This window comes from Agreia sp. PsM10 (genome assembly GCF_030433855.1).
Lineage (GTDB): Bacteria > Actinomycetota > Actinomycetes > Actinomycetales > Microbacteriaceae > Agreia.
Map to the genome: position 1 here is coordinate 237,170 of NZ_JARUXC010000001.1, position 21,380 is coordinate 258,549.

The window sequence follows — 21,380 nt, forward strand, 5'->3', positions numbered from 1 at the left end:
GGCTGGGGGCACCATGCAGGAACTAGATTTCAGCGAGCAGATCGCCGCCCTCCGCTCCACCTTCCGCGACATCCTCTCGGTCATCGACGTCGATGAGTTGAAGACCCGCATCGACGACCTCAGTGCACAGGCCGGCGTTCCCGACCTGTGGGACGACACCGAGAAGGCGCAGAAGGTCACCAGCGCACTGTCGCACGCTCAGGCCGACCTCGCGAAGGTCACGAGCATCACCTCGCGCCTCGAAGACCTCGAGATCATGGTCGAGCTCATCAACTCCGAGGGCGATGAGGAGTCGGCGCAGGAGGCGCAGGCCGAACTCGAGAGCCTCACGAAGCTGCTCGGCGAGCTCGAGGTGCAGACCCTGCTCAACGGCGAATACGACCCCCGCGCGGCCGTCATCACGATCCGCGCCGGAGCGGGCGGCGTCGACGCCGCCGACTTCGCCGAGATGCTGCTGCGTATGTACCTGCGCTACTCCGAGCAGCACGGCTACTCGGTCACGGTTCTCGACACCAGCTACGCAGAGGAGGCGGGCATCAAGAGCGCCACCTTCGAGGTCGACGCTCCCTACGCGTTCGGAACGCTGTCGGTCGAGGCCGGAACGCACCGCCTCGTGCGCATGAGCCCGTTCAACTCGGCCGGCAAGCGCCAGACGAGCTTCGCGGCCGTCGAGGTCATTCCGCTCATCGCCCAGACCGAGTCGGTCGACGTTCCCGAGAGCGACATCCGGGTGGATGTCTTCCGCTCGTCGGGCCCGGGCGGCCAGTCGGTCAACACCACAGACTCGGCCGTGCGCATCACCCACCTGCCCACGGGCATCGTGGTGAGCTGCCAGAACGAGAAGAGCCAGATCCAGAACCGGGCGGCGGCACTGCGCGTGCTGCAGTCGCGCCTGCTGCTGCTGCAGCGTGACGAGGAGAACGCCAAGAAGAAGGAACTCGCCGGCGTCATCACCGCCAGCTGGGGCGACCAGATGCGCAGCTACGTGCTCGCGCCGTACCAGATGGTCAAAGACCTGCGCACCGACTACGAATCGAACAACCCGTCGAACGTCTTCGACGGCGAGCTCGACGGCTTCATCTCGGCGGGCATCCGCTGGCGCAAGCAGAAGGTCGCATAGGCGACGCAAGGCGTTCGTACAGACTGGCGCGTCAATCGGGCATCCGTGGCGAGTCGCGCGTCGAGTGGGTCGCAAGGCTGCTTAAGCTCAACCTGCCATGATTCGATTTGATCACGTATCCCAGATTTACCGGGGGACCAAGAAGCCGGCGCTGAACCGCGTCGACCTCGAGATCCTCCGCGGTGAATTCGTCTTTCTTGTCGGTGCCTCGGGCTCCGGCAAGTCGAGCTTCCTGCGCCTCGTGCTGAAGGAGGACAAGCCCACGAGCGGCAGCATCCACGTGCTCGGCCAAGACCTGGGCACGATCTCGTCGCGCAAGGTTCCCTACTTCCGGCGCAACCTCGGAGTCGTCTTCCAGGACTTCCGACTGCTGCCGAACAAGAACGTCTTCGACAACGTGGCCTTCACGCTTCAGGTCATCGGCAAGTCGCGGGGCTTCATTCAGGAGGCCGTTCCCGACGTGCTCGCCATGGTGGGCCTCAACGAGAAGGCGAACCGCCTTCCGCACGAACTCTCCGGCGGTGAGCAGCAGCGCGTGGCCATCGCCCGCGCCGTCGTGAACAAGCCCGCCATCCTGCTCGCCGACGAGCCGACCGGAAACCTCGACCCGCTCACCAGTGGCGGAATCATGCAGGTTCTTCAGCGCATCAACGCGGGCGGAACCACCGTGATCATGGCGACGCACGACAACGCCATCGTCGACCAGATGCAGCGTCGCGTGATCGAGCTCGTTCAGGGCGAGATCGTGCGCGACGAGCTGCAGGGCGGCTACGGCATGACGGCCGAGATCGCACTCCGCGACAGCGGAATGACGGCCGAGATCGGCATCCCCGGACTGGTGCGCGGCAGCAGAGGACCGGGTGCGAGTGCTCCCACGTTCTCGACTCCGGTCGTGAACACCCAGGGCCCGTCCGCGACCGAGGCCCCCGCGCCTGCGGGCGCCCCGCCCACGGCATCCCGTGTGCCCGTCGGCGAGCCCGCGCAGGCCGCGCCCGTCGCATCCACGACCCCCGCCCCGGTGTCGGCCCGCCCCGACGCCGCCGACCCCGTGACCGATCAGCTCGGCCTCGCAGAGAAGCTCGGGCTGCGTGCCCCGGGCGAACGCATCGACCCCCAGGACCAGAACGTAGGACCCACCTCGTGAGAATCGGACTCATCTTCGGCGAGGTCGGCACCGGCCTTCGACGCAACGTCTCGATGGTCACCTCCGTCGTTCTCGTGACCTTCATCTCGCTCACGTTCGTGGGCACGGCGATTCTGCTGCAGATGCAGATCGGCCAGATGAAGAACTACTGGTACGACAAGGCGCAGGTCGCCGTCTACCTCTGCACCGCCACGGACTCGGGGGAGACCTGTGGCAATGGCGACGTGACCCAGGACCAGATCGACGCCGTTCAGGCGCAGCTCGACGGGCCGACCCTGTCGCCGTTCATCGACAAGTACTATTTCGAGAACCACGATCAGGCCTACGAGAACTTCCAGTCGCAGTTCAAGGGAAACCCGGTCACCGACTACGTCACGCCCGACCTGCTTCCACAGACGTTCTGGGTCAACCTGAAAGACCCGACGCAATCGGCGGTGCTCGTCGAGAGCCTCTCGGGCTTCGCTGGCGTCGAGAGCGTCACCGACCAGCGCAGCTACCTCGAGCAGATCTTCACGGTGCTCAATGCGGCGAGTTACACCGCCATCGCCGTGGCTGCGATCATGCTGATCGCGGCGGTTCTGCTCATCGCCACGACCATCCGACTGTCGGCCTTCTCACGCCGCAGGGAACTCGGAATCATGCGTCTCGTCGGGGCATCGAACAGGTTCATCCAGACACCGTTCATCATCGAGGGCGTGATCGCGTCGCTCATCGGCTCGGCACTTGCGGGCCTGGCGATCTGGGCCATCGTGAAGTTCTTCGTGCAGGGATGGCTGCTCAACCAGCTGCCGTTCACGTCGTTCGTCTCCACGGGCGATGCGCTGCTGGTGGCGCCGATTCTGATCGTCGTCGGGGCCGTGCTCGCGGCGCTGTCGGCCAAGTTCGCGATCACGCGCTACCTCAAGGTCTGATCGCACCGGCGCGAGCGGCGCCGCCCACGCCCGGGTCGACCGGGCGTATACTGGACGGCTGCCGCACGCGAGGTGCGGCACCTAAGAATCGTCAGGAGCGCAACGTGCCCAAGGAGAGCGGTCAGAAGGTCGTCGCGACCAACCGCAAGGCTCGGCACGACTACACCATCGAGTCGACGTACGAGGCCGGGATGGTCTTGAACGGCACCGAGGTGAAGTCGCTCCGCATGGGTCGAGCGTCACTGGTCGACGGCTACGCCTTCATCGAGAACGGCGAGGCCTGGCTCGACGCCGTGCACATTCCCGAGTACACGCAGGGCACGTGGAACAACCATACGCCCCGTCGCAAGCGCAAGCTGCTGCTGCACAAGGAGCAGATCCTCAAGCTGCACAACAAGACCAAGGAGGGCGGCTACACGCTCATCCCGCTGCAGCTGTACTTCAGCGACGGCCGCGCCAAGGTCGAACTGGCCGTGGCCAAGGGAAAGCGCGAGTACGACAAGCGGCAGACGCTCCGCGAGCGTCAAGACAAGCGCGAGTCCGACAGGGCCATGTCGGCGAGGCGCAACCTCGGCGACTGACTTCGGTCACAGACGTATGGATGCGCCGGTCAGCTCTTCGGACAGCGCCCACAGGCGGGCGGCCACGGCGGGATCGCGTGACCATGCCTTGGCGGTGACCACACGCGGACGGCCCTTCAGCTGCTGCCAGCCGGCCGGACCCACGTATTCGCCTCCGCGCAGGTAGTCGTCGGTCGCGGCCATCACGATGGGCAGTGCCCCGGCGTCCTTGCCCTGGGCGAACGAGCCGAACACGGTCCGTACGATCGCAGCGGTGCTGCCATCCGGCGTGACGCCCGGGCGCGCCGGGGTCAGCTCGTCGACCGCGAATCCCGGATGCGCGACGATGCTGCGAGTGTCGTGTCCGGCGGCGCGCAGCCGACGATCGAGCTCGAACGCGAAGGTCATCACGGCCAGCTTCGATCTGCTGTAGCTGCGGAAGCTACGGAACCGCTCCGGGGTGTCGTGCGGCTCGAAATCGAGGGCGTGGAAACGGTGGCTGATGCTGCCGAGGTGCACGATCCGCGACGCGGGAGTCGCGAGCAGAGACGGCAGAAGCCCGGCGATCAGGCCGAAGTGGCCGAGGTGGTTGGTGCCGAACATGCTCTCGAATCCGTCGGCGGTCACGGAATCCGCGGTGCCCGAGGTGATGCCCCCGTTCGCGACCAGCACGTCGATGGCGGGCAGCCGCGAGAGTTCGGCGGATGCCCGAGCCACACTCGAGAGATCGGCCAGATCGAGCAGCACGAACGACGGCGCCTGGATGTCGGGGACCTCGCGCCGCAGGGACGTGATGGCGGCGCCGGCCTTGGCCTCGTTGCGCCCGGCGATGACGATGCGAGCACCCCTCCGGGCGAGCTGTTCGGCCGTGAAGTAGCCGAGCCCTGCGTTGCCGCCGGTGATGACGATCGTGCGGTCGATCAGATCGCGGTTCATGCGGACGCGGCGAAACGGGCCTCGACCGAGGCACTGATGACGACGTCGGCGGGCGTCAGGTCGAGGGGTCCGGATGCGCTGGCCTTGGCCATGTCGTGCGAGGCGAAGCGCGCGACGCCGACGGGCGAGGAGCCGCCTCCGCCGTCTCCGAGCATGCCGGGATCGGCCACGGCGAGGGGCCGGAGTGCGGACAGTCCGAGTGCCTCGGCGTAATTCTGGGCCTTCGACCGGGCGCTGACGATCGCGTTCTTCTGAACGTCGGACTCCAGGGCGATGCGCGTCGCTGTGGTGAGAGCCCAGTCGATCGAGGTCACGGTCACGCCGTCGCGGAACGCGATGGAATCGATCCACGTCGCCAGCGCCGAGAAGTCGCGGAATCGGGCTCGCACTGTGGTGGTCGCGTGATAAACGGGCGGAAGCTGCACGCCGTCCTGGTTCCAGGGGCGCTGGCCCCATACGCTCACCTGGTCGGCGCTCCAGCGCGTCACGGCGTCTGCTACGGGATCGCGGAGGGCCCGCAGGCTCTCCGACGTCTCGGCATGAAGCTGCCTCGTCTGTTCGAACACGCTCTGGCGTTCCGGTCCCTCGAAGCCGAGAGCGAGCTGCACGACGGCCCGCTCGGGGGAATGGTACGTGTCTGCGTACCCGGCCACGGTGATGATGGTCTCGCTCATGGGTCTCACCCTATCCGCGACCTAAAGAAGGCCCGCAGTGGCCATTGCCGTTTTTCTGTCGTAGAATTGGGGGCTGCATCCTTTCGGATGCCTGTGCGCAACACACAACTCAACAGTGCGTGATAGTGACCCGCTTGGGGATGATCGGTTTCGACATTGCCTGCGAAACTGCGAGAAGCGGGTCGAGGATTCAGGGTTATCTCGTTAACGATCTCTGAAAAACAATAAGTGCCAAATCAAACCGCACTGTCTCTGCTCAGGCAGACTTCGCCCTCGCGGCGTAGTTCTCTTCTAGGCACTAAATAGAGACCGTCAGTCCGGGAATGCTCTCTACCCGGGTTCTGGCGACATTCAGAGAGATTGCTTCCGCGTTACGCCTGAGGGCGCGGAGGGACTTGCACTCGGGCTGGGCCCGTCGAGCTAGATGCCTGTAGCAAAGCTCGGGGCCGAGTAGAACGACTCAACAGGATACGCCCGTAGAAGGCGCAGAATCACAGCAGTGGACCGGGGTTCAATTCCCCGCATCTCCACCATCTGAGGTCACTGTCACGCACTGTTCTGTTGCCCCCCTCGACAGGCTCAGGGAACGGGGTCTCCGTTCGCTGAGCCTGTCGAAGCGGCTCCAGCTACAGCACGAAGAGCATTTCCTGGTAGGTCGGCAGCGGCCACAGGTCGTCGGCCACGATGTCCTCGAGCGTGTCGGCGGCGGCGCGCACCGCGTCCATGGCGGGCAGAAGGGCGTCGCGGGCGTGCTCCGCCTCGGCGAGTGCCTCGTGACCGGTGTCGACGGCCAATGCCTGCTTGAGCGTGGACAGGGCGCTGCGCAGCTCGGCGAGTGGCGTCGACACCTCATCGAGGGCCGCCGTATCGGCATCCACTCCGGCAGCCTTGAGCGCTCCGATGTTCACGGCGAGCTCCGTCTGGTGACGCACGGCCGCCGGCAGCACGGCGGTGGCACCGATCTCTAGGGCCAGGCGCGCCTCGACGCCGATGGTGAGGGCGTACTGCTCCAGCCCGATCTCATAGCGGCTGTGCATCTCGCGGTGGTTGAAGACCCGGTACTTCTCGAACAGCTCCATTGCCTCCTCCGTGATGAGCTCGGGGAGGGCGTCGAGCGTCGTGCGCAGATTGGCGAGGCCGCGCTTCTCGGCCTCGATCGGCCATGCATCGGCGTAGCCGTCGCCGTTGAAGACGACCGCCCCGTGCTCGGTGATGATCTGCGTGAGCAGGGTCTGAACGGCGGAGTCGAAGTCTTCTCCCGCAGCCGTGGCGGCTTCGAGCTCTGTGGCGATGAAGTCGAGCGAGTCGGCCATGATCGTGTTGATGGTGGTCATCGGCCCTGCGACCGACTGCATGGAACCCGGGGCGCGGAACTCGAAGCGGTTTCCGGTGAAGGCGAACGGGCTCGTGCGGTTGCGGTCGCCGGGGTCGGTGGGCAGCACGGGCAGCGTGTCGACGCCGATCTGCATGCGCCCCTTGCCCTTGGACGACGTCGCAGGGCCCTTCGCCAGCTGCTCGAAGACGTCGGCCAGCTGGTCGCCGAGGAAGATCGAGATGATCGCCGGGGGAGCTTCGTTCGCACCGAGGCGGTGGTCGTTGGTCGCCGAGGCGACGGATGCGCGCAGCAGACCGGAGTACTTGTGCACGGCGCGGATGACCGCGGCGCAGAACACCAGGAACTGCGCGTTGTCGTGGGGCGTGTCGCCGGGAACGAGCAGGCTGCCCAGCTCCGAGTTGCCGAGCGAGAAGTTGACGTGCTTGCCCGATCCGTTGACGCCCTGGAACGGCTTCTCATGGAACAGGCACTCCATGCCGTGCTTCTTGGCGATCGTCTTGAACGTCGTCATCAGGAGCTGCTGGTGGTCGGCCGCGATGTTGCCTCGCTCGAACATGGGAGCGATCTCGAACTGGCCCGGAGCGACCTCGTTGTGGCGGGTCTTGGCAGGGATGCCGAGCTTGAACAGCTCACGCTCCGTGTCCATCATGAATCCGAGCACGCGCTCGGGAATGGCGCCGAAGTAGTGGTCGTCGAACTCCTGGCCCTTCGGCGGCTTCGAACCGAACAGGGTGCGACCGGCGTTGATCAGGTCGGGCCGGGCGAGGAAGAAGTGCCGGTCGACCAGGAAATACTCCTGCTCCGGCCCGCAGAACGACACGACGTGCTTCGGGTTGGTGTGCCCGAACAGCTTCAGGATGCGCTCGGCGTGTTCGCCCATCGCCTGCTGCGAGCGAAGGAGGGGCGTCTTGTGGTCGAGGGCCTCGCCGGTCATCGAGACGAAGACGGTGGGGATGCAGAGCGTGTTGCCGTTCGGATTCTCGAGCACGTACGCGGGACTCGTGACGTCCCAGCCCGTGTAGCCACGAGCCTCGAACGTGTTGCGCAAGCCGCCGTTCGGGAAGCTGGACGCATCCGGTTCGCCCTGCGTGAGTGTCTTGCCCGCGAACTCGGCGAGGGCCGTGCCGTCGCCGACCGGCTCGAGGAAGCTGTCGTGCTTCTCGGCGGTGAGACCGGTCAGCGGGTAGAAGACGTGCGCGTAGTGCGTCGCGCCCTTCTCGAGGGCCCAGTCCTTCATGGCGGAGGCAACGGCGTCGGCGACCAGCGGGTCGAGCATGGCGCCGTGGTCGATGGTGGCCATGACCGACTTGTAGACCGACTTCGGAAGGCGCTTCTGCATCACGATCTGGTTGAAGACGTTCTCGCCGAACACCTCTCCGGGGGTCTCGGTCGCTGTGAAGCTGACGGCGGGCGGCACGTAGGCCTCGACGTCTCTGATGGCCTGCAGACGGACAGTGTTTCCGGTCATTCTTACTCCCTCGTGACGGCGCCCGACCGCGGATCGATGCGGAACCCGGTGGCGCCACGATAGGAGACTCGTGTGGCGGGGGTGTTTCACCTGTGTGACACCCGTGGTTTTTTTCGATGCGACGTGAGGAGTAGTGCAGCAGACCGGCCGCGGTGTCAGTGGTGGCGCAGCCCCATCGAGAGCGGTATCGCGTGTCGCTGTCCGCCCGAGTGCACGACGTCGCCGTCGACGACGGTCAGCTGTGTGCGGTGCTGCTGGAGCGCCCGCGTCACTGCAGATGCCCGGTGGTCGAGGTCGAACCACTCCACATCGGAGCCGGGTTCGGAGACGATCTCGGCGAACGGCGTAGCCGTCAGGCGGCTCGCGGCCAGGACGGCCTCGTGGATTCGCACGTGATCGGGATGCCCGTAGCCACCGCCGTGGTCGTAGCTGACGATCAGGTCGGGATCGAGCCGCTCGATGAGCGCCGTCACGTCGCCGACGACCTGCTCGAGGGGCGCGAGCGCCAGCGCACCGGGTTCGACATCGGCGGCGGGACCGGCGAGTCCGGGCTCGATCCACGACATTCCCGAATCCCGATAGCGCACGGCCGGGTGCCCCGGGGTTCGCGCCGGGGCGGTGCCCAGCCAGTATCGCTCGGAGATGCCCAGCGAGTCGGCCGCGCGGCGCAGCTCGGTCTCGCGCAGCGCGCTCAGGCCGTCCGCATCCACCGCGTGATCGAGCGATCCCTCGACGATCTCGCCGCGCTCGCCACGCGTGGCCGTGAGCAGGCTCACCCGCACGCCCCGATCGACCAGCTCGGCGATCAGGGCGCCGGTGGCGAGGGTCTCGTCGTCGGGATGCGCGTGCACGAAGAGCGCGCTGTGCACGCCGTCGAGCAGGCTCACGCGACGGCGACGGACGAGACGAGACCCGTGTAGACGCCGAGGAGCGCGTCGGCCGAGCGTGCCCAGCTGAGGGTCTCGGCACGTTCGCGAGCCCTCGAGGACAGCTCGTCCGCCTGCTCGCCATCCGAGAGCAGGCGGACGATCGCATCGGCCCACACGGCGGGATCGCGCGAATCGAGCACGATGCCGGTCACTCCGTCGACGACAGCCTCGCGCAGACCGCCTGAGGCGGCCGCTACGACGGGAACGCGGCTCGCTGCCGCCTCGAGCGCGACGAGGCCGTAGGTCTCGGAGTGGGAGGGGATGAGAACGACGCGGGCCCCGCGCAGCAGTTCGGCCAGCGCCTGCCGGGATTGCGGACCGATGAAGTGCACGGACTCTGCAACGCCGCGTGAGCGCGCGAGCCGTGAGAGCTCGTCGATGTAGCCGTCGAAGTCGGCCGACGCATCGCCCGAGATCACCAGCTCGGGTCGGATGCTCCCAGGAACCGCAGCGATCGCCTCGATCGCGAGGTCGAGGCCCTTGAGCGGCTGCAGCCGGGCAGCGACGACAGCGTAGGGTCTGCGGGGCTCGTGCGACCCGAGAGTCGGTGCCGCCGGGGCGAACAGCTCGCTGTCGACGCCGGGGGAGACGACGGTGATGCGCTCAGGCGACCCGCCGAGACGCGTCTCGATCGTGTGGGCTTCGGCCTCGCTGATCGCGATCAGGGCATCGGACTCGCGCGCGAGCCACGATTCGCCGGCCATGCGCCCGGGCGACTCAGCACGCTCTCCGTCGGAGAGAGGCGTCGAATCGTCGGCCGCGATGCTGTGGAAACTCTGGACGTGGGGGATGCCGCGGGCGCGCGCGACAGGCAGGGCGGCCATGCCCGAGAACCAGTGGTGCGAGTGAAAGACGTCGTACGGTCCGAGCGCGCGCAGGGCCTCGCCGAATTCGGCGATGTAGAGCTCGTGGTCGCCCTTGGCCAGCGGATGCGCGGGGCCGGCATCGACGAATCGCAGGCGTAGTCGATCGCCGAAGCTCAGAACGGCCGGACCGCTCGGCGTGGACCGTCGCGTGATGATCTCGACATCGTGTCCGCGCGACGCGAGGGCCTGCGCCTGGTGCAGCACCACGACGTTCATGCCCCCGGCGTCGCCCGAGCCCGGCTCGTCGGCCGGCGATGTGTGGAGGCAGACGAGAGCTATTCGCAGCACTTAGACGAACACTCGGTAACCGTTGACGAACTTGTTGACCGGGGCGAGAAGGGCGACAAGTGGAACGAACATGCGCAGCAGGTAGACGATGACCGTGACCTGGCCTAGGTCGGCGAGAGCGAAGAGGCCGAGCGCGACGGCGCCCCAGCCGAGTGCGATCACGAGCGAGCGTCGGGTGGCGAGGAACGGTGCCGCCGTGCCGAGCGAGGCGAAGACGATTCCCGCATCGGCCACGAAGCCGCGGAGCCCGGGCTCCTCGAACTGGCCGACGAGGACCCAGAGCACGATGGCGATGGCCCAGAAGAGTACGAACAGGCCGCCACCGAGGGGCTTCGTCAGGTGTTTGGCCGGGGCGGATGTCTGGGCCGGGGCGGAAGTGGTGACCGGCGCGGAATGGGTCGTCATGACTCAAATTCTAGCCCGGGGCGTCGGACTCTGTGGACGGTGTCAGGGGCCGGTGCGAAGCTCGATCCATGCGCTGCACGATTGTTCCCCCGTACCTGCTCTCCCGCCTCGCCCGCCTCGACGAGGCCGGTCTCGGCGGTGTCGCCGCCGCGGCCCACCAGACCCTCATGCAGACAGAGCCTCTGCGCGAGACGAGGCAGGCCGTCGCACCCCGGGCCGCACCGCCGTCGACCGCTTCGCCGCGCCCCGAGCGCACGATCAGCGATGCCGGAGGTCGCGAGGTGCTGCCCGGCTCCGTCGTTCGGCGCGAGGGCGGCCCTGAATCGGGCGACGCGGCGGTCGACGAGGCCTACGACGGTCTCGGGGCGACCCACGCCCTGTTCGCCGACGCGTTCGAGCGTTCCTCGATCGACGGTCGTGGGCTCGGGCTCGACGCCACCGTGCACTACGGCTCGCGCTACGACAACGCCTTCTGGGACGGCGAACGCATGGTGTTCGGCGACGGCGACGGCGAGGTCTTCCGCCGATTCACCCTGTCGTTGAGTGTCATCGGGCACGAGCTCAGCCACGGGGTCACCCAGTACTCGAGCGCCCTCGAATACCAGGGCCAGTCGGGCGCCCTCAACGAATCGGTGTCCGACGTGTTCGGAGCGCTGGTCGAGCAGCACAGCCGGGGGCAGGCGGCATCGGAGGCCAGCTGGCTCATCGGCGAGGAGCTGTTCACCGACATGGTCGAAGGTGCCGCGCTGCGTTCGATGAAGGCGCCGGGCACGGCTTACAACGACGACATCCTCGGTGTCGACCCCCAGCCCGCCCACATGCGCGACTTCGTCGACACGCGAGACGACAACGGAGGGGTGCACATCAACTCCGGCATCCCCAATCGGGCATTCTTCCTCGTGGCCGATGCTCTCGGCGGCTATGCGTGGCAGCGCGCCGGCCGCATCTGGTACGACACGATCACCGCGGGTGGGCTCGAGCCGAGAGCCACCTTCGTGCAGTTCGCCCGCGCCACGGTCGAGGCCGCCCGAGCTCGATTCGGCGCCACCTCCGCAGAGCTCGACGCGGTGCAGCGGGCGTGGGCGTCTGTCGGGGTCGAGTTGTGAACATCACCGTCGTACGAAGCGGCGGGTTCGCCGGCATCCGCCGGACCTGGCGGGTCGTCGTGAACGACGAGTCGTCGGCCGCCGTCGACGAATGGCTTCACATCGTCGACGCGTGCCCGTGGTCCGACGCGGTCGATCTCGACGGCGACGGCGTTCCCGACCGTTTCGTCTTCGTCGTCACCGTCGAGGCGCTCCCACTCGAGTCCGCCTCGACGTCGCAGCTGCATGCGACCCTGCCCGAGTCGCGCGTCGTGGGGCCGTGGCGGCAGCTGATCGACCGGGTCCAGGCATCCGATCGCGCCGACACATAACGACGCCGAAACATGCCGTCAACACTTCGGCGCTAGTTTAGGTCGGTGACGATTTCTGCTGACACGACCCCTGGCAACCCCGACCTCAGCCGTCGGAGTATTCGCGACGAGGTAGACGCCGCATTGCGTGCCGACGTCCGACTGCTCGGCGCACTGCTGGGCAGAATTCTGACCGAGGCGGGCGGCTCCGAGCTTCTCGATGACGTCGAGCGGCTGCGAGAGCTCACCATCGACGCGTATGAGAAGCAGAACGACGCCTCCATCGAAGACGCCGAGAAGCTGGTCGACTCGTTCACTCCCGTGCGCGCCGAGCAGGTCGCCCGGGCATTCACCAGCTACTTCCACCTCGCCAACCTGGCAGAGGAGCACCACAGGGTGCGGGTGCTGCGAAGCCGGTATGTGTCCGCGAGCGATCCCGCGCCCGCCGACTCCCTTCCCGCCGCCATCGAGCGGCTGGTCGACGAGGTCGGGCGCGAGGAGGCGGCCGCGCGACTGGCCGACCTGAGGTTCCACCCCGTCTTGACGGCCCATCCCACCGAGGCCCGACGCCGCGCCGTCGCCTCGGCCATCCGTCGCATCAGCGACCTGCTCTCCGACAGAGACGCGGGTCAGCAGGGCGGGCTGGCCTCGGCCGAGATCGAGCGGCGCCTGCTCGAACAGATCGATGTGCTCTGGCGCACCTCGCCGCTCCGCACGACGAGGCCGACGCCCCTCGACGAGGTCAGAACGGCCATGAACATCTTCGACCAGACGCTTTTCCAGGTCGTGCCGCAGGTGTACCGCCTGCTCGACGACTGGATGCTCGAGGGCGACGCGGGCAAGGCGCCTGTGGTCGCACCGGCGTTCATGCGCCTCGGCAGCTGGATCGCCGCGGACCGCGACGGCAACCCCTTCGTCACGGCCGAGGTCACCGAGGAGGCCGCCGCGATCGCGAGCGAGCACATCCTGTTCGGCCTCGAGCATGCGGCGACCCGTATCGGTCGCACGCTCACGCTCGACTCGGAGGACACTCCGGCCAGCGAGGCCCTGATGGCGCTCTGGGGGCGGCAGCAGGCCATCGCCCCGCAGGTGACGAGCCAGATCGGCACCCGCTCGCCGCACGAGCCGCACCGCCGAGTGCTGATGGTGGTCGCCGCGCGCATCGTCGCCACGAGGCAGGGCACCGAGCTCGCCTACGGACTGCCCGACGAACTCATCTCCGACCTGCGTGTCATCCAGCAGTCTCTGCGAGAGGCCGGTGCCGACCGCAGCGCCAACGGTGAACTCCAGAACCTCATCTGGCAGGTCGAGACATTCGGGTTCCACCTGGCCGAGCTCGAGGTGCGCCAGCACTCGAAGGTGCACCGCCAGGCACTCGAGGAGATCCGGGCCGGCGGCGCAGTGAGCGAGATGACCGAGGAGGTCCTCTCCGTCTACCGCACGATCGCGACGCTGCAGAAGCGCTACGGACTGGCGGCGGCCCGTCGGTACATCGTGTCGTTCACCCAGTCCTCGGCCGACATCGCCACGGTCTACGCGCTGGCGGAAGCGGCCCTGGGGTCTGCCGAGGCGGCCCCCGTGCTCGATGCCGTGCCGCTGTTCGAGACCTTCGCCGATCTCGAGGCGAGCACCACGATTCTCGACGAGATGCTGACCCTGCCGCAGGTACAGCAGCGGCTGGCAGCCACCGGTCGTCGCCTCGAAGTCATGCTCGGCTACTCCGACTCCTCGAAAGACGTCGGGCCCGTCTCGGCGACGCTCGCCCTCTACTCGGCGCAGGAGCGCATCTCCCGCTGGGCCAAGGACAACGACATTGTCCTCACACTGTTCCACGGTCGTGGCGGCGCACTCGGGCGGGGCGGCGGCCCGGCCAACGAGGCGGTGATGGCGCAGCCCGGCGGCTCGGTCGAGGGCCGGTTCAAACTCACCGAGCAGGGCGAGGTGATCTTCGCCCAGTACGGCGACAAGGCGATCGCCGCCCGCCACATCGAGCAGATGGCAGCGGCCACCCTGCTCGCATCGAGCCCCTCGAACGAAGAGGCCAACAACACGGCCACCCGAGACTTCGTCGACATGGCGCGCACGCTCGACCTGCGTTCGCGAGAGCGCTTCTTCGAACTCATCAAGGCAGACGGTTTCGCCCCTTGGTTCGCACAGGTCACCCCGATGGAGGAGGTGGGCCTGCTCGCGCTGGGTTCGAGGCCGGCCCGCCGCGGCCTGTCCGTGGAGTCGCTCGAAGACCTCCGTGCCATTCCCTGGGTCTTCGCGTGGACGCAGGCGCGCATCAACCTCACGGGCTGGTTCGGGCTCGGCTCCGCCCTCGCCGCGGTCGGAGACGTCGACGTCCTCCGAGACGCCTACGCCCGGTGGCCTCTGTTCACCGCCATGATCAACAACGTGGAGATGTCGCTCGCGAAGACCGACGACAGACTCGCGGAGCGCTACCTCGCTCTGGGCGACCGCGACGACCTGGCCTCCCTGGTTCTCGACGAGATGGAGCTCACGCGCAAGTGGGTGAGGCGCACGACGGGTCACGGCGAGATCCTCGAGGGTCGTCCCGTGCTGCAGCGCGCGGTCAGGCTCCGCAGCCCCTATGTCGATGCGCTGTCGCTCCTGCAGCTCCGGGCTCTTCGCGCCGTGCGCAGCTCGGGCAGCGTCGACCCGGCCGACGACACCCACCGGCTCCTGCTCCTCGCCGTCAACGGGGTCGCTGCCGGCCTGCAGAACACGGGATAACCCGCGATGTCGGGGGCCCGGCGCTCCGTGTACCGGGTGCTGCTCGGCGATCGAGCAGATCGCCTGCAGCCCCAGCTGTCGGATTACATCGACGGCGTGGCGCGCGGAGAGGCGGGCGTCGGTCGAGGGGTGTACGAGTTCGCGGGGCCCTCGAAGGCATGGCTCATGCCGCTGTTCATGCTCGCAACGCGCGCGAATGCTCTGTTCGGGGAACGCGGTGAGAACGTCGGCCTGACCGTCGTGAACGTTCCCCACAGCGACGGCCGGGGCCGGGTCTGCCTCAGCTCGACCCGCAGCTTCGCCTTCCCGGGCGTGGTCCGCACGATGGAGGACACGATGCTGGCCGGTCGCGACGGCCTGCTGCACGATTTCCTCGGCAGACGGCGATTCCTCGAAGTGTCACTGCGGCTGGGCGTCTCGTCCGAGGGCTGGCTCCGGATGCGATCGGTCGGCACCTGGATCTGGTTCGGCCGTCTGCGCGTCCCGGTTCCTCGCGTCTTCTCCGCGCGGGTCGACCTCACCGAGCGCTGGGACTCCGCGACGGCGAGCCAGAGGGTGGAGGTGACCCTCACGCATCCGGTGCTCGGCAGTGTCTTCGAGTACCGCGGTTCCTTCACCTACGAGCCGCGGGGCGGATCGATCGATGCGGTTGACACCGCGGCCATCGATCGTCGGTTCTAACGCCCAGACTCGTGCCCGTCGGCGACGTCGCCGGGGGAGAGCACCTGGAGGGCCGCGTCGTGCAGGAGTCCGTTGGTGGCGAGGGCCGAACCCGACCATGGGCCGGGCGTGCCGTCGACCGACGTGAACCGGCCCCCGGCCTCGTGGATCACCGGTATGAGCGCCGCCATGTCATAGGGCTGCAGGTCGAACTCGCCTGCCACGTCGAGGGCTCCCTCGGCGACCAGCATGTACGACCACATCTCGCCGTAGGCCCGAGTACGCCAGACGCTGCGGCTCAGGGCGAGCAGGCTGTCGAGCCGACCGGCCTCGTCCCAGCCCTTCAGGCTGTTGTAGCTGACGCTCGCGTCGTCGAGGCGGGCCACACCGGAGACCGCGAGCCGGCGGGGGGCCGCCGACGGCGCGAGGGTGCTGTCCGTCGTCCACGCGCCCTGGCCCGGGGCTCCCCACCAGCGACGTCCGAGCGCGGGGGAGCTCACCACGCCGACGACGGGAACGCCGTCGACGACGAGAGCGATCAGCGTGGCCCAGACGGGCACGCCGCGCAGGTAGTTGGCCGTGCCGTCGATGGGATCGATGATCCACTGCCTTATCGAGTCGCCGGCCGAGCCGTACTCCTCGCCCAGGATCGCGTCCTCCGGGCGGGCGGCCGCGAGCCGGTCTCTGATCTCGCGTTCGACGGCCCTGTCCGCATCCGTCACCGGTGTTCGATCGGGCTTGCTCTCGACGACCAGGTCGAGCGCCATGAATCGATCGAGCGAGATCGCGTCGGCCGCGTCGGCGATGTCGAGGGCGAGGGCGAGGTCGGCTGCATACGGCTCGGTCATGCCTCAAGCGTAGCCAGCCGCGACGAGGAGGCGTGCCCGATCGTGCGACTAGCTCAACGAGCCCACGAGCTTCTGCAGCGACTCGATGCGCGCGATGCCGCTGGCGCCCAGTTCTCCCGCCAGCACCCTGTCGACGATCTCCCAGTCGTGCGCCTGGCTGAGCGGGATGCCGTCGGCCGGCGGGACGGACGACGGGATCGCCATTCCGGCGAAGGATTTCAGGACGTTCGCGGGGTCGACGTGGCCGAGTCCGAACGAGCGCACGCCCGGGGTGTCGATGATCCAGCCCGAGCGGCCCGCATCGTCGTGAACCCGCAGGCCCAGCGTCGACGACGAGGTGTGCCGCCCGCGCCCGGTGACGTCGTTGACTCGCCCGATCGCCCGATCGGTGCCGGGTACGAGCGCGTTCACCAGAGTGGACTTTCCGACCCCCGAATGGCCGACGGTGACGGTGGTGTGGCCCATCAGCAGGGACTTGAGCTCGTCGAGCGGCAGTTCGTCACGCTGCCCGGTGACCACGGTGAGGTCGAGGCACTCGAACTCGGAGAGGAACTCGCTCGGGTCGGCGAGGTCGGTCTTGGTGATGAAGAGGATCGGAGTGATGCCGGCGTCGAATGCGGCGACCAGGTAGCGGTCGACCAGTCGGGCGCGCGGTTCGGGATTGGCCGCGGCCACGACGATCAGCATCTGGTCGGCGTTGGCGACGATCACCCGCTCGACGGCGTCTGTGTCGTCGGCGCTGCGGCGCAGGAGGGTGGTGCGCGGTGTGAGCTTGACGACACGAGAAAGGCTGCCCTCGGCGCCGGAAGTGTCGCCGACGAGTCCGACACGATCTCCCGTGACGATGGCCGTCTTGCCGAGCTCGCGGGCCCGAGACGCGGTGATCGCGCGCTCGTCGGGGGTGTCCTCGTCGACGAGCACGCTGAAGCGGCCGCGGTCGACGGTGAGGATGCGCCCGGGAACCGCGTTGGCGTACTCCGGCCGGATCTTGGTGCGGGGCTTGTTGCCCTTCGGGTTGGGCCGGATTCGAACGCTCGACTCGTCGTATTCCGACTCGTCGTCGTCATCGTCGTCGTTCGCCCACCACGTCATGAGGTGCTCGCGGCCAACGCGCTCCAGAGCTCGGGGAATTCGGGGAGCGTCTTCGATGTGGTCGCGATGTCCTCGATCAGAACGTCGGGAACGACGAGGCCGATGATCGCGCCGGCGTGGGCCATGCGATGGTCGGCGTAGGTCTTCCACGTTCCGCCGTGCAGCGGGGCCGGCTCGATGCGCAGGCCGTCCTCCAGCTCTGTGACGGAGCCGCCGAGCCCATTGATCTCCGCCGCGAGGGCCGACAGCCGGTCTGTCTCGTGGTGACGGATGTGTCCGATGCCGGTGATCTCGCTGGGGGAGTCGGCCAGCGCTGCCAGGGCGACCAGGGCCGGGGCGAGCTCGCCGCCCTCGGAGAGATCGAGGGTGATTCCGTGGATCGACCCGTCGCCCTCGACGGTGAGCACTCCGTCGGCCTGGGTGACGGTGGCGCCGAACAGGGGCAGGAGCACGGCGAGATGGGCGCCCACCTGAGTCGTGCTCGACGGCCAGCCGCTGACGCTGACCCGACCGCCGGTGGCGACGGCCGCCGCGAGGAACGGCGCGGCATTCGAGAGATCGGGTTCGATGTCGACGGTGAGGCCCCGGATGCGCGAGTGCGCGACGATCCACACGCCCGGCTGCGGCTGCTCGACCTCGACGCCACGGGCGGCCAGCGCCTGGATCGTCATCTCGATGTGGGGCTGGCTCGGCACGCGCTCACCGGAGTGGCGCAGCACGAGACCGTCGTCGAATCGGCTTGCACTCAGGAGGAGGCCCGACACGAACTGGCTGGAGCTCGACGCGTCGATGACGATCTCGCCACCGGCGACGCGACCGGTGCCGTGAACCGTGAAGGGAAGCGACCCCGCTCCGTCATCGGCGATGTCGACGCCGAGGGAGCGGAGCGACGAGATGGTCGTGGACATGGGCCTGCGCCGCGCTGCCTCGTCGCCGTCGAACACGATGGGGCCAAGCGCCAGGGCGGCGACGGGCGGGATGAAGCGCATGACGGTTCCGGCGAGGCCGCAGTCGACCGTGGTGCTTCCGAGCAGCTCTTCGGCGGGGGTGATGAGCCAGTCGTCGCCGAAATCCCCGGTGCCGGAGACGGCCTCGATCGTGGTTCCCATCGAGCGGAGCGCATCGACCATCAGGGACGTGTCGCGCGAATGGAGCGGAGCCCGAAGGGTGGAGGGCGCTTCGGCGAGCGCCGACAGCACGAGTTCGCGGTTCGTCAGGCTCTTGGAGCCGGGAAGCGCCACCGTCTTGTCGATGGGTCCGCTGGCGGTCGGCGACGGCCACGGCGAGTCTGCCGGCGGCACGGAGGCGACCCCTGGCGTCTCGTCGTCGTACGGGGAGAAACGCGGATCGAGTTGGCTGATGATTCCCATTGCCCCCAGATTACCGCGAGCACGGAATAAACCGCGTTCCGATCGCGGTTGTTGATCGTACGGGCACCGAGACGGTGCATGGGCGAGCGAGAGGCAGGAGGAGCGCAGGTGGTGACGCAGGAGCTGGTGCGACCGACCGTCGTGTACTCAGGGCTGGCCTGGGCCGAACGCGCCCTCGCCGAAGTAGACTCAGGCTTGATGAGCACTCCCACACCTGACACCACTCCCGCGGCGACCTCGGATCCCCGGGACCTGTTCGAGGAACAGGCGATCCCGTTCCTCGACCAGCTCTACGGCGCCGCCCTGCGCATGACCCGCAATCCGGCAGACGCCCAGGACCTCGTGCAGGAGACGTTCGTGAAGGCGTATGCCGCGTTCGCACAGTTCGAGCAGGGCACGAACCTCAAGGCGTGGCTGTACCGCATCCTGACGAACACGTTCATCAACACCTATCGCAAGAAGCAGCGCGATCCCTACAAGGGCACCATCTCCGACATGGAGGACTGGCAGCTGGGCGAGGCCGAGTCGGCCACGGCGATGTCGAGCCGCTCCGCAGAGGCCGAGGCGATCGATCACCTGCCCGACAGTGCGGTCAAGGATGCGCTGCAGTCGATTCCCGAAGATTTTCGTCTGGCGGTCTATTTCGCCGACGTGGAAGGTTTCTCCTACCAGGAGATCGCCGACATCATGAAGACCCCTGTCGGCACGGTAATGAGTCGTCTGCACCGAGGCAGACGACTTCTGCGGGGACTTCTGACTGACTACGCAGCAGACCGCGGCATTCATGTCGCGGCGAAGACGGGGAGCACGAAGAAATGACCGATTGCGGTTGCGACAAGGCCAAGGCCGAACTCGAGGAGTATCTGCACAACGAGCTGTGCTCGACCGATGCAGAAGACATCCGTGAACACCTCGCCGGCTGCACGGACTGCGAGTCCGAGCTGCACGTCGGTCGTGTCCTCACCGAGGCTGTCCAGCGCGCGTGCCGCGAGACCGCGCCCGGCGATCTCCGCGACCAGGTTCTTCTGTCCATCCGCACCATCCAGGCCACGCACTAGCCAGCTGCCTTTCTGCCACATGAACGGCAGATTTCGGCGGCGTTAAACTCCGCCCCGACGATTGGCTTCGGCTCCGGTCAGTGCCATTATCGGCACGGTGACCCTCAGCAGCGATCTGCCCTCCCGCGTCAATCCCAGTGAACACACCACGCCGCACGTGGTCGTGCTGTTCGGAGCGGTGGGCGACCTCGCCAGGCGCAAGCTCATCCCCGGTATGGCCCATCTGGCGCTCTCCTCGCTTGCGCCCGACATCCGCATCGTCGGCACGTCATTGGAGGAGCACGACGACGAGTCCTTCCGCGCGTTCGCCAAGATCGCCTACAACGAGTTCGGCAGTCGGGCTCTGACGCCGGACCAGTGGGACCGCTTCGAGTCCAAGCTGAGCTACGTTCCTCAGTCCGCCGGCCCGAAGGCGCTCGCCAAGGCCGTTCTGGATGCCGAGAAGTCGCTCGGCCCCGACGTGCGGCGGCTGCACTACCTGAGCGTGCCGCCTCGCGCCGCGCTCAGCGTGGTGCACATGCTCGGCGAGGCAGAGCTGGTGGACCGCAGCCGCATCATCATGGAGAAGCCGTTCGGCACCGACCTGGCATCGGCGGTGGCCCTGAACGCCGAACTCCACGAGACCTTCGCCGAGGATCAGATCTTCCGCATCGACCACTTCCTCGGCAAGGAGCCCGCCCAGAACATCCTCGCGTTCCGATTCGCGAACGGTCTCTTCGAACCGATCTGGAACCGCAACTTCATCGACCACGTGCAGATCGACATCCCGGAGACCCTCGGACTCGACCGGCGAGCTCAGTTCTACGAGTCGACCGGCGCCTACAAGGACATGGTGGTCACCCACCTCTTCCAGGTGCTCGCGTTCATGGCCATGGAGCCGCCCACCGCGCTCGAGCCGATCGCCATCAGCGAGGAGAAGAACAAGGTCTTCCGATCGATGCGGCCGCTCGTCCCCGACAACGTCGTGCGCGGACAGTACATCGGCTATCGCGACGAGGAGGGAGTCGCTCCCGAGTCGGACACCGACACCTTCGTAGCCCTCAAGTGCGAGATCGACAACTGGCGCTGGGCGGGTGTTCCGTTCTACCTGCGCACCGGCAAGAAACTGGCCGAGGGGCAGCGCATCATCTCGATCGCCTTCCGCGAGCCGCCGAAGAGCATGTTCCCGCAGGGCTCGGGCGTCGGGGCGCACGGCCCCGATCACCTGACATTCGACCTGGCCGACGCGTCGAAGGTCTCGCTCTCGTTCTACGGCAAACGACCGGGGCCGGGAATGAAGCTCGACAAGCTGAGCATGCAGTTCGCCCTGCACGAGACCGGCCGGGAGGGCGATGTCCTCGAGGCATACGAGCGGCTCATCCTCGACGCGATGCGCGGCGACCACACCCTGTTCACCACGGCGGAGGGCATCGAACGACTGTGGGAGGTCTCAGCGACCCTGCTGCAGGACCCGCCGCCGGTGCGCCTGTATTCGCCGGGAACGTGGGGGCCCAACGCCATCCATCAGCTCATCGCGCCCCATGCGTGGCGGCTGCCGTTCGAGCGGGCCTGGCGCGACAAGAAGAAGTAGCGCCGGGCCCGCT

The 21,380-nt window shown here is 67.6% G+C and carries 20 protein-coding genes and 1 other RNA gene; 12 read left to right on the forward strand and 9 right to left on the reverse strand.

Translation table 11 applies throughout. The features are described from left to right. The first annotated feature begins 13 nt into the window (after positions 1-13). The 4 genes from prfB to smpB all read left to right on the forward strand — a co-directional run bounded on the left by prfB (position 14) and on the right by smpB (position 3,756). Positions 14-1,120 (forward strand): peptide chain release factor 2, encoded by a 1,107-nt coding sequence (gene prfB, locus QCD70_RS01130; protein ID WP_301213284.1) that lies wholly within the window; start codon positions 14-16, stop codon positions 1,118-1,120. Positions 1,121-1,217: 97 nt separating this feature from the next. Next, the gene (ftsE, locus tag QCD70_RS01135) at positions 1,218-2,264 is read left to right on the forward strand and encodes a cell division ATP-binding protein FtsE (RefSeq protein ID WP_301213285.1); all 1,047 of its coding nucleotides are present in this window, start codon (positions 1,218-1,220) and stop codon (positions 2,262-2,264) included. Then, positions 2,261-3,175: a permease-like cell division protein FtsX gene (gene ftsX, locus QCD70_RS01140; protein WP_301213286.1), complete on the forward strand. Its 915-nt coding sequence runs from the start codon at positions 2,261-2,263 to the stop codon at positions 3,173-3,175. Before ftsE ends, ftsX begins: the two co-directional genes overlap by 4 nt. Before the next feature lie 104 nt (positions 3,176-3,279). Beyond that, positions 3,280-3,756 (forward strand): SsrA-binding protein SmpB, encoded by a 477-nt coding sequence (gene smpB / locus QCD70_RS01145; protein WP_055780595.1) that lies wholly within the window; start codon positions 3,280-3,282, stop codon positions 3,754-3,756. Positions 3,757-3,762: 6 nt separating this feature from the next. On the opposite strand, the gene QCD70_RS01150 is transcribed toward smpB, so the two are convergent. Next, positions 3,763-4,671: an SDR family NAD(P)-dependent oxidoreductase gene (locus tag QCD70_RS01150; RefSeq protein ID WP_301213288.1), complete on the reverse strand. Its 909-nt coding sequence runs from the start codon at positions 4,669-4,671 to the stop codon at positions 3,763-3,765. Next, on the reverse strand, positions 4,668-5,345 hold the full coding sequence (locus QCD70_RS01155) for an SIMPL domain-containing protein (RefSeq protein WP_301213289.1): 678 nt from the start codon (positions 5,343-5,345) through the stop codon (positions 4,668-4,670). Before QCD70_RS01155 ends, QCD70_RS01150 begins: the two co-directional genes overlap by 4 nt. Positions 5,346-5,481: 136 nt before the next feature. Between QCD70_RS01155 and ssrA the strand changes: the two genes are divergently transcribed. Next, positions 5,482-5,878, forward strand: a transfer-messenger RNA (tmRNA) gene (ssrA, locus tag QCD70_RS01160). 93 nt (positions 5,879-5,971) lie between these two features. On the opposite strand, the gene QCD70_RS01165 is transcribed toward ssrA, so the two are convergent. From QCD70_RS01165 to QCD70_RS01180, 4 genes are all read right to left on the reverse strand, one after another. Then, on the reverse strand, positions 5,972-8,149 hold the full coding sequence (locus tag QCD70_RS01165; protein WP_301213290.1) for a glutamine synthetase III family protein: 2,178 nt from the start codon (positions 8,147-8,149) through the stop codon (positions 5,972-5,974). A gap of 155 nt (positions 8,150-8,304) precedes the next feature. Further along, positions 8,305-9,036: a PIG-L deacetylase family protein gene (locus QCD70_RS01170; protein ID WP_301213291.1), complete on the reverse strand. Its 732-nt coding sequence runs from the start codon at positions 9,034-9,036 to the stop codon at positions 8,305-8,307. Then, positions 9,033-10,232, reverse strand: coding sequence for a glycosyltransferase (locus tag QCD70_RS01175; protein WP_301213292.1), 1,200 nt, complete (start codon positions 10,230-10,232; stop codon positions 9,033-9,035). Before QCD70_RS01175 ends, QCD70_RS01170 begins: the two co-directional genes overlap by 4 nt. Continuing rightward, on the reverse strand, positions 10,233-10,637 hold the full coding sequence (locus tag QCD70_RS01180; RefSeq protein WP_301213294.1) for a hypothetical protein: 405 nt from the start codon (positions 10,635-10,637) through the stop codon (positions 10,233-10,235). A 68-nt stretch (positions 10,638-10,705) separates the two neighbouring features. Here QCD70_RS01180 and QCD70_RS01185 point away from each other — a divergent pair, with 68 nt between their 5' ends. The 4 genes from QCD70_RS01185 to QCD70_RS01200 are packed head-to-tail and all read left to right on the forward strand — an operon-like array spanning position 10,706 to position 15,450. Beyond that, positions 10,706-11,743, forward strand: coding sequence for a M4 family metallopeptidase (locus QCD70_RS01185; protein WP_301213295.1), 1,038 nt, complete (start codon positions 10,706-10,708; stop codon positions 11,741-11,743). Further along, positions 11,740-12,054, forward strand: a complete 315-nt coding sequence (locus tag QCD70_RS01190; RefSeq protein WP_301213296.1) for a protealysin inhibitor emfourin — start codon at positions 11,740-11,742, stop codon at positions 12,052-12,054. The genes QCD70_RS01185 and QCD70_RS01190 overlap by 4 nt, the downstream gene beginning before the upstream one ends. A gap of 51 nt (positions 12,055-12,105) precedes the next feature. After that, entirely contained in the window at positions 12,106-14,769 is a 2,664-nt protein-coding gene (locus tag QCD70_RS01195) for a phosphoenolpyruvate carboxylase (protein WP_441004903.1), read from the forward strand. Positions 14,770-14,775: 6 nt separating this feature from the next. After that, positions 14,776-15,450 carry a DUF4166 domain-containing protein gene (locus QCD70_RS01200; RefSeq protein ID WP_301213297.1) on the forward strand — a complete coding sequence of 225 codons (675 nt, stop codon included), beginning with the start codon at positions 14,776-14,778 and terminating at the stop codon, positions 15,448-15,450. Here QCD70_RS01200 and QCD70_RS01205 read toward each other — a convergent pair. From QCD70_RS01205 to aroA, 3 genes are read right to left on the reverse strand one after another with little or no spacing between them, the layout of a single operon-like run. Then, entirely contained in the window at positions 15,447-16,277 is an 831-nt protein-coding gene (locus QCD70_RS01205) for an inositol monophosphatase family protein (RefSeq protein WP_301213298.1), read from the reverse strand. The two genes, QCD70_RS01200 and QCD70_RS01205, sit on opposite strands and share 4 nt — an antisense overlap. 48 nt (positions 16,278-16,325) lie before the next feature. Continuing rightward, entirely contained in the window at positions 16,326-17,369 is a 1,044-nt protein-coding gene (gene rsgA, locus QCD70_RS01210) for a ribosome small subunit-dependent GTPase A (RefSeq protein ID WP_301213299.1), read from the reverse strand. After that, positions 17,366-18,739 (reverse strand): 3-phosphoshikimate 1-carboxyvinyltransferase, encoded by a 1,374-nt coding sequence (gene aroA, locus QCD70_RS01215; protein ID WP_301213301.1) that lies wholly within the window; start codon positions 18,737-18,739, stop codon positions 17,366-17,368. Before aroA ends, rsgA begins: the two co-directional genes overlap by 4 nt. 198 nt (positions 18,740-18,937) lie before the next feature. Between aroA and QCD70_RS01220 the strand changes: the two genes are divergently transcribed. The 3 genes from QCD70_RS01220 to zwf all read left to right on the forward strand — a co-directional run bounded on the left by QCD70_RS01220 (position 18,938) and on the right by zwf (position 21,367). Further along, positions 18,938-19,558, forward strand: coding sequence for a sigma-70 family RNA polymerase sigma factor (locus tag QCD70_RS01220; RefSeq protein WP_055930806.1), 621 nt, complete (start codon positions 18,938-18,940; stop codon positions 19,556-19,558). After that, positions 19,555-19,797 (forward strand): zf-HC2 domain-containing protein, encoded by a 243-nt coding sequence (locus QCD70_RS01225; protein ID WP_055948758.1) that lies wholly within the window; start codon positions 19,555-19,557, stop codon positions 19,795-19,797. The genes QCD70_RS01220 and QCD70_RS01225 overlap by 4 nt, the downstream gene beginning before the upstream one ends. Positions 19,798-19,894: 97 nt before the next feature. Continuing rightward, positions 19,895-21,367 (forward strand): glucose-6-phosphate dehydrogenase, encoded by a 1,473-nt coding sequence (gene zwf, locus QCD70_RS01230; RefSeq protein ID WP_441004897.1) that lies wholly within the window; start codon positions 19,895-19,897, stop codon positions 21,365-21,367. The last annotated feature ends 13 nt before the right edge of the window (positions 21,368-21,380 follow it).